Source organism: Methanoregula sp. (genome assembly GCF_003170075.1).
Lineage (GTDB): Archaea > Halobacteriota > Methanomicrobia > Methanomicrobiales > Methanospirillaceae > Methanoregula.
This window is the reverse complement of the sequence record NZ_PMZU01000021.1, coordinates 49,211-55,873: the sequence shown is the minus strand read 5'-3', so window position 1 is coordinate 55,873 and position 6,663 is coordinate 49,211. Positions and strand designations below refer to the sequence as shown.

General features: G+C 60.2%; 6 protein-coding genes. All 6 read left to right on the top strand.

The annotated features are described in order from the left end of the window. Positions 1 to 52: 52 nt before the first annotated feature. The 6 genes from QZN75_RS02130 (at position 53) to QZN75_RS02105 (ending at position 6,624) form a co-directional block, all read left to right on the top strand. Entirely contained in the window at positions 53 to 703 is a 651-nt protein-coding gene (locus tag QZN75_RS02130) for a flavodoxin family protein (protein ID WP_292424133.1), read from the top strand. A gap of 419 nt (positions 704 to 1,122) precedes the next feature. After that, positions 1,123 to 3,324, top strand: a complete 2,202-nt coding sequence (gene katG / locus QZN75_RS02125) for a catalase/peroxidase HPI (protein WP_292424130.1) — start codon at positions 1,123 to 1,125, stop codon at positions 3,322 to 3,324. Between the two features lie 60 nt (positions 3,325 to 3,384). Continuing rightward, a complete protein-coding gene (locus tag QZN75_RS02120; protein WP_292424127.1) occupies positions 3,385 to 4,458 on the top strand; it encodes a radical SAM/SPASM domain-containing protein in 1,074 nt (357 codons plus the stop codon). Continuing rightward, positions 4,455 to 4,952, top strand: a complete 498-nt coding sequence (locus QZN75_RS02115; RefSeq protein ID WP_292424124.1) for an Lrp/AsnC family transcriptional regulator — start codon at positions 4,455 to 4,457, stop codon at positions 4,950 to 4,952. The genes QZN75_RS02120 and QZN75_RS02115 overlap by 4 nt, the downstream gene beginning before the upstream one ends. Next, complete coding sequence (ahbB, locus tag QZN75_RS02110; RefSeq protein WP_292424122.1) at positions 4,952 to 5,437, top strand: siroheme decarboxylase subunit beta; 486 nt, start codon at positions 4,952 to 4,954, stop codon at positions 5,435 to 5,437. The genes QZN75_RS02115 and ahbB overlap by 1 nt, the downstream gene beginning before the upstream one ends. Continuing rightward, positions 5,434 to 6,624 (top strand): radical SAM/SPASM domain-containing protein, encoded by a 1,191-nt coding sequence (locus QZN75_RS02105; protein ID WP_292424120.1) that lies wholly within the window; start codon positions 5,434 to 5,436, stop codon positions 6,622 to 6,624. Before ahbB ends, QZN75_RS02105 begins: the two co-directional genes overlap by 4 nt. The last annotated feature ends 39 nt before the right edge of the window (positions 6,625 to 6,663 follow it).

Genomic DNA, 6,663 nt, shown 5'->3' with positions numbered 1-6,663 from the left:
AGAGGGGGTCACCCCCCACCCATTTTTATCCCAAAACCACTGACACACACATATGAAACTCATCGCGTTCAACGGGAGCCCGAGAAAAAAGTGGAACACCGCGACACTTCTTGAACATGCGCTCAAAGGCGCCAAAGGCAATGGGGCAAAGACCGAACTCATCCATCTCTACGACCTGGACTACAAGGGCTGCACCAGCTGCTTTGCCTGCAAGAGAATCGGGAGCAAGAGTTACGGGCACTGTGCCATGAAAGACGATCTTCGGCCGGTCTTAAAAAAAGTCGAGGCAGCGGATGCAATCCTCATCGGCTCGCCCATCTACTACGCGATCACAACCGGCGAGACCCGGTGCTTCCTCGAACGGCTGATGTACCCGTATTCGGTGTACGACAAAGAGCGGTCTACGCTCTTTAAAAAGAAGATCCGGACCGGGTTCATCTACACGGCCGGGGCAAATGAGGAGATGGTCCGTGAGATGGGCTTTGACCGGAATGCCCAACTGACCGAGATGGCGATGGCACGGATCTTCGGGTCGTGCGAGTCGATGTTTGTCACCGACACGCTCCAGTTCGATGATTACTCTAAATATGTCTCCACGCGCTTTGACCCGGAAGAGAAGAAAAAACACCGGGACGAGCAGTTCCCGAAGGACTGCAAAAAAGCGTACGCGCTCGGGATCCGGCTGGTTCGGAAAGGCGTGTGAGATTTTCCGGTAATTGATCCGCCGCTGGGGCTTCCTGACGGGTGCGGCGGAAGCCTCTACCACCTGATCAGACCTACCCCAATCCGGGCACGTATCCTCACCCGATTCCCCCGCATTTTTCCCCGGGACGCACTGATTCGGTCAAAATGGGCACTTATCCACAGTTCCGGGGGCATTTTCACACGGGATAGATAAGATACCTGACAGAACTCTTTTGGCGGCCGGTATCTTTGGGATCCGGGTAATCGGACGTGGATCCGGCTGAATGCGGGTATGGCCGTTTGCCAATAACCCGACGGGACATCCGGCCCTGCAACTGGCACAACACTAAAGTTGATATTTGTGCATTCCAATGTACCGGATACCAGAAAACCCGCCAGTTGGCGATATTCTTAGTACATACAGGAGGAGAAGACACTATGACTGATGACAACAAGAGCCCGACAATGGGCGAAGGAAACAGACAGGTGACCGGACATGGCCAGTCCAACCGGGACTGGTGGCCAAACCAGGTAAACCTCAGGGTTCTTTCTAGGCACTCTCCCCGGTCAAACCCGATGGGAGAAGAGTTCAACTATGCAGAGGAGTTCAAAAAGCTCGATCTCGCGGCCGTAAAGGCGGACCTGCGGGCGCTTATGACCGATTCGAAGGAATGGTGGCCGGCGGACTTTGGCCACTACGGCCCCCTCTTTATCCGCATGGCATGGCACAGTGCCGGCACGTACCGCACCCTTGACGGCCGCGGCGGCGCCGGTTCCGGCCAGCAGCGCTTCCCCCCGTTAAACAGCTGGCCCGACAATGTGAACCTCGACAAGGCGCGCCGGCTGCTCTGGCCGATAAAAAAGAAGTATGGCAGGAAGATTTCCTGGGCCGACCTCATGATCCTTGCCGGTAATGTCGCGCTTGAATCGATGGGCTTTAAGACATTCGGTTTTGCCGGCGGTCGTGTGGATGCCTGGGAGCCAGAAGAGGACGTGTACTGGGGTTCCGAGAACACGTGGCTGGGCGACAAACGCTATTCCGGTGACAGGAATCTTGAAAACCCGCTCGCTGCCGTGCAGATGGGGCTTATCTACGTCAACCCCGAGGGGCCCAATGGCAAGCCGGACCCGGTTGCGGCGGCAAAAGACATCCGCGAGACATTTGCCCGCATGGCCATGAATGACGAGGAGACCGTTGCGCTCATTGCCGGCGGCCATTCGTTTGGGAAGACGCACGGCGCAGGGCCGGCATCCCATGTGGGGCCCGAGCCCGAAGCCGCCCCTATCGAGCAGCAGGGCCTTGGCTGGAAGAGCAGCTTTGGCATAGGGAAAGGCGATGATACAATCTCAAGCGGCCTTGAGGTCACCTGGACTTCCACACCGGTAAAGTGGAGCAACAACTTCTTCCGGATCCTGTTCAGCTACGAATGGGAACTCACCAAAAGCCCGGCCGGTGCGTACCAGTGGAAGCCCAAGGGCGATGCAGGCGCCGGCACGATCCCGGATGCCCACGACACGAAAAAGCGCCGTGGGCCGACCATGCTCACCACTGACCTTTCCCTGCGGTTCGATCCTGTGTACGAAAAGATTTCGCGGCACTTCTATGAGCACCCGGACGAATTCCAGAATGCATTTGCCCGGGCATGGTTCAAGCTGACCCACAGGGACATGGGCCCGCGCACCCGTTACCTCGGCCCCGAGGTTCCAAAAGAAGAGCTCATCTGGCAGGACCCCATCCCGGCGGTCAGCCACAAACTGATCGGGGTAAAAGAGATCACTTCCCTCAGGAAGAAGATCCTCGCGTCAGGGCTCTCCATACCGGAACTGGTCTCAACCGCATGGGCGTCGGCCTCCACCTTCCGCGGCTCTGACAAACGCGGCGGTGCAAACGGCGCCCGCATCCGCCTTCGCCCCCAGAAGGACTGGGAGGTCAATGAGCCGGCCCGGCTTGCAAAAGTGCTCAAGGTTCTCGAAGGTATCAGAGATGAGTTTAACAAGACTGCTGCCGGCGGCAGGAAGGTCTCGCTTGCAGATCTCATCGTCCTTGCCGGGTGTGCGGGTGTCGAGCAGGCAGCAAAGGATGCCGATCACAAGGTGACGGTTCCCTTCACGCCGGGGCGCATGGACGCCTCACAGGAGCAGACCGATGTGAACTCCTTTGCCGTGCTCGAACCAAAGGCCGACGGCTTCCGCAACTACCAGAAGGCCCGTTATGCCGTATCGGCCGAGGAGCTGCTCGTGGACAAGGCGCAGCTGCTCACGCTCTCCGCACCGGAGATGACGGTACTTCTCGGGGGCCTGCGTGTCCTTGGTGCCAACTTCGGGCAGACAAAGCACGGGGTATTTACCAGCCGCCCCGGGGCGCTCACAAATGACTTCTTCACGAACCTCCTCGACATGGGCACGGAATGGAAGCCGGTCTCAAACGAGGCTGACGTGTTCGAGGGCAGCGACAGGAAGACGGGAAAGACAAAATGGACCGGCACGCGGGTCGATCTCATCTTTGGCTCAAACGCCCAGCTCCGGGCCCTCACCGAGGTGTACGCAAGCGCTGACGCAGAGGAAAAGTTTGTCTTGGACTTTGTGGCGGTATGGGCTAAAGTGATGAACCTTGACCGCTTCGATCTCGCTCGCCGGTAAGTGCACGCTAAAAAAAGGTAACAGGCAACGGGGGCAGGGTGTGGCAAAAGGGTTGAAGCAGTGAATACAACAAGAGAAGCACCGCGTATTATCTCGTGGAACCTCACGCTCATGTGTCCTCTCGCGTGTGCCCACTGTTACGTGGATGCTGGTACTGAGGAGGCCGCAGGAGTGCTCTCCACAGATGAGGCGCTCGCAGTCATCGACCGGATCCGGGCAACTGGGACACCGGTGGTCGTGCTATCGGGAGGTGAGCCCCTGATGCGTGATGATCTCTGCACGATTGCCCGGTACGGAACCGACAGGGGCCTGCGGATGGTGATGGGGACAAGCGGGTACTTCCTCGACCGTCCCATGGCAGCCCGGCTCAAAGAGGCAGGGATCCGGGCAGCGGCTATCAGCCTTGACTCAGCCAACCCGGCCGTGCATGACTTGTTTCGGGGCGTGAGCGGCGCATGGGAGCGGGCGGTTGCGGCAATCAAAAACTGCATGGAGGAAGGGATCGGCGTCCAGGTCAACATGACCGCGATGCGCCCATCGGCAGGAGAGATTGAATCCGTGGTGGCACTTGGGAAGAGTCTCGGCGTGCATGACTACCAGGTCTTTTTTCCCATCCCAACCGGGAGGGCCGAAGGGACCGGCCCGGAAAATCCCCGCGAGTACGAGGACGTGATCCGGCAGGTGCTCCTGAAGTACCACGAGAGCGATATAAACCTCCGCCCCACCTGCGCCCCGCAGTTCCGGAGGATAGCCGCAGATCTTGGGATAGAAAAACAAGGCTGGGGCCGGGGCTGCATTGCCGGGACAAGGTACTGCCGCATCTATGCAAACGGCGACGTGACCCCCTGCCCGTACCTGCCGGTCAGCGCAGGCAATGTCAGGGAAATTCCCTTTGACCGGATCTGGAACGAATCGTTGATCTTCAAGGCACTGCGCGACCCGGGCCGGCTCACCGGGAAATGCGGGCGGTGCGAGTACAAATCCATCTGCGGCGGGTGCCGGGCCCGGGCCTACCGGGGGGTGGAGGCATTCTCGTCCCGCTGGTGCGACGGCCTCGAAAAACCCACAACAATCGCGGGCGAGCTCTGCGCAGAAGACCCGTGGTGCCCGTACGAACCGGGAGGCAGCGCATGAACGACAACACCGCAACAGACACGCTCGATCTCCGGATCCTTGACGCTCTCCAGCAGGACATCCCCCTCGTGGCCCGGCCATGGGAAGCAATAGCCGCCCGCCTCGGAATCCCGGAACCGCTCCTGCTTGAACGGCTCAGGCACCTGTATGAGAAGAGTGTGATCCGCGGGATCTCACCCATTATCGAGTCCCGGGCGCTCGGTATTACCGCAGCAACGCTCGTTGCCCTCCCGGTCCCAGCGGAAAGGATCCGCGGGGTGGCGGACCTGATCAGCCGGTACCCGGAGGTATCGCATAATTTCCGGCGGGACCACCATTACTCGCTCTGGTTTACGCTCTCGGCAGAGAGCGAGGAAACCCTTGAAAAGATCCTTTCGGAGATCCTTGCTCGGACCGGTTTTTCCCGGGACGAATCCCTCGACCTGCCCACGGTAAAAAAGATCAAGATCGATGTTCGGTTCCCGCTCCTGCCGGGTACAAAGGAGACCCCATAATGGACCAGACTGACGTTAGGATCCTTGCCGCCCTTGAAGAGGGGCTCCCGCTTCTCCCCGAACCGTTTACGGAGATCGGGAAAAGTCTCGGCCTTACCGGTGACGAGGTGCTGGTGCGGGCACAAAAACTTCAGGAGGCCGGCGTGATCCGGCGGTTCCGTGCCCGGATCAACCAGCGGCAGGTGGGCATCTCCGCAAATGCCCTTGTGGCCTGGCGCTGCAACGGGAAGCCGGCCGAAAAGACCGGGGCTGTCCTTGCCTCGTTTACGTCTGTTACCCATTGCTACGAGCGCCGTCCCGTGCCAGGCCGGTGGGAGTATTCCCTCTATACTGTCCACCACGGGCGCTCCCGTGAAGCGGTTGGGGGGGAAGTCAATAAAATAGCAGAGGCGGCCGGCCTTTCGGACTATCTTGTCCTTTTCAGCACCGAGGAATTTAAAAGGGTCCCCCATGTCCGGATCAAAGAGAACGGGAGGGGATCATGAACCGTATCACCCAGTGCCTGCACGGGAAGGGAACCGTCAGCGCCGTGATGAAGCACCGGCACGGCGATATGCCGGCCCGGTACCTCGCGTTTTCCGGGATGAGAAGGCCGGTTGTCTTCTGGAACCTCACCGACCGCTGCAACCTTTCCTGCACCCACTGCTACAGCCGCTCGGCCCCGGACAGCCCGACACAAGGAGAACTTTCCACCACTGAAGCGCTCGCGTTTATCGACGCTCTTGCCGCAGCCGGCATCCCGCTTGTCATCTTCACCGGCGGGGAGCCGCTTGTCCGCCCCGATATCTGGCAGCTTGCGGACCACTGCCGGGAGGCGGGGATCAAGACCGCGCTCAGCACGAACGGTACGCTCATCACCGATGAGGTTGCAGGAAAGATCAAGGCCTGCGGGATCGAGTACGCAGGGATCTCGCTTGACGGGGCAACCGCACAAACCCATGACCGGTTCCGGAACACGACGGGAGCATTTGCCCGGGCAACTACCGCCTTTTCCCGGTGCAGAAAGGCCGGGGTCCGGTGCGGCGTGCGGGTAACGCTGACAAAAGAGAACCTGGAGGAACTCGGGTCACTTGTGCAGCTCTCCCGGGAACTCGGAGCGTCGCGGTTCTGCCTGTACTGGCTGGTGCCCTGCGGGCGGGGGAGCGATGCTTATTCCCGGCTCCAGCTGGGCGCCGGGGATGTTACGCAGGCCCTTTCGCTCCTGTACCGGGCTGCGCAGAAGATCCCGCCGGACCAAATGGAATTTTTAACCGTCGATGCACCGCAGGACTGCATCCACCTGATCCGCTCCATGGAGCGCGACCGCTCACCGGACCTTGCCGAGGCCCGGGAGCTCCTTTCTTCGTTTAACGGGGGGTGCAGCGCCGGCGACCGTGTGGCAAACGTGGATCCACGTGGGAACGTGTACCCCTGCCAGTTTGCCCGGGCGCCGGAGTTTCTCGTGGGAAACATCCGGGACCGGCCGTTCTCTCTTCTCTGGAACGATGCGGACAACCCGGTGCTCTCGCGGTTCCGTACCCGGCCTGCCACAGTTGGCGGGAAGTGCGGCTCCTGCACGTACCTTTCCCTCTGCGGTGGGGGGTGCCGGGTGCGGGCCTGGGCCACGAGCGGGGACGTCACTGCTGAGGACCCGTTCTGCTACGTGAACGGGCCTGAAGATAAAGAAAGCTGAACCCGGGAAGATGCCTTCCCACCGTGTGAAACCTTTTCT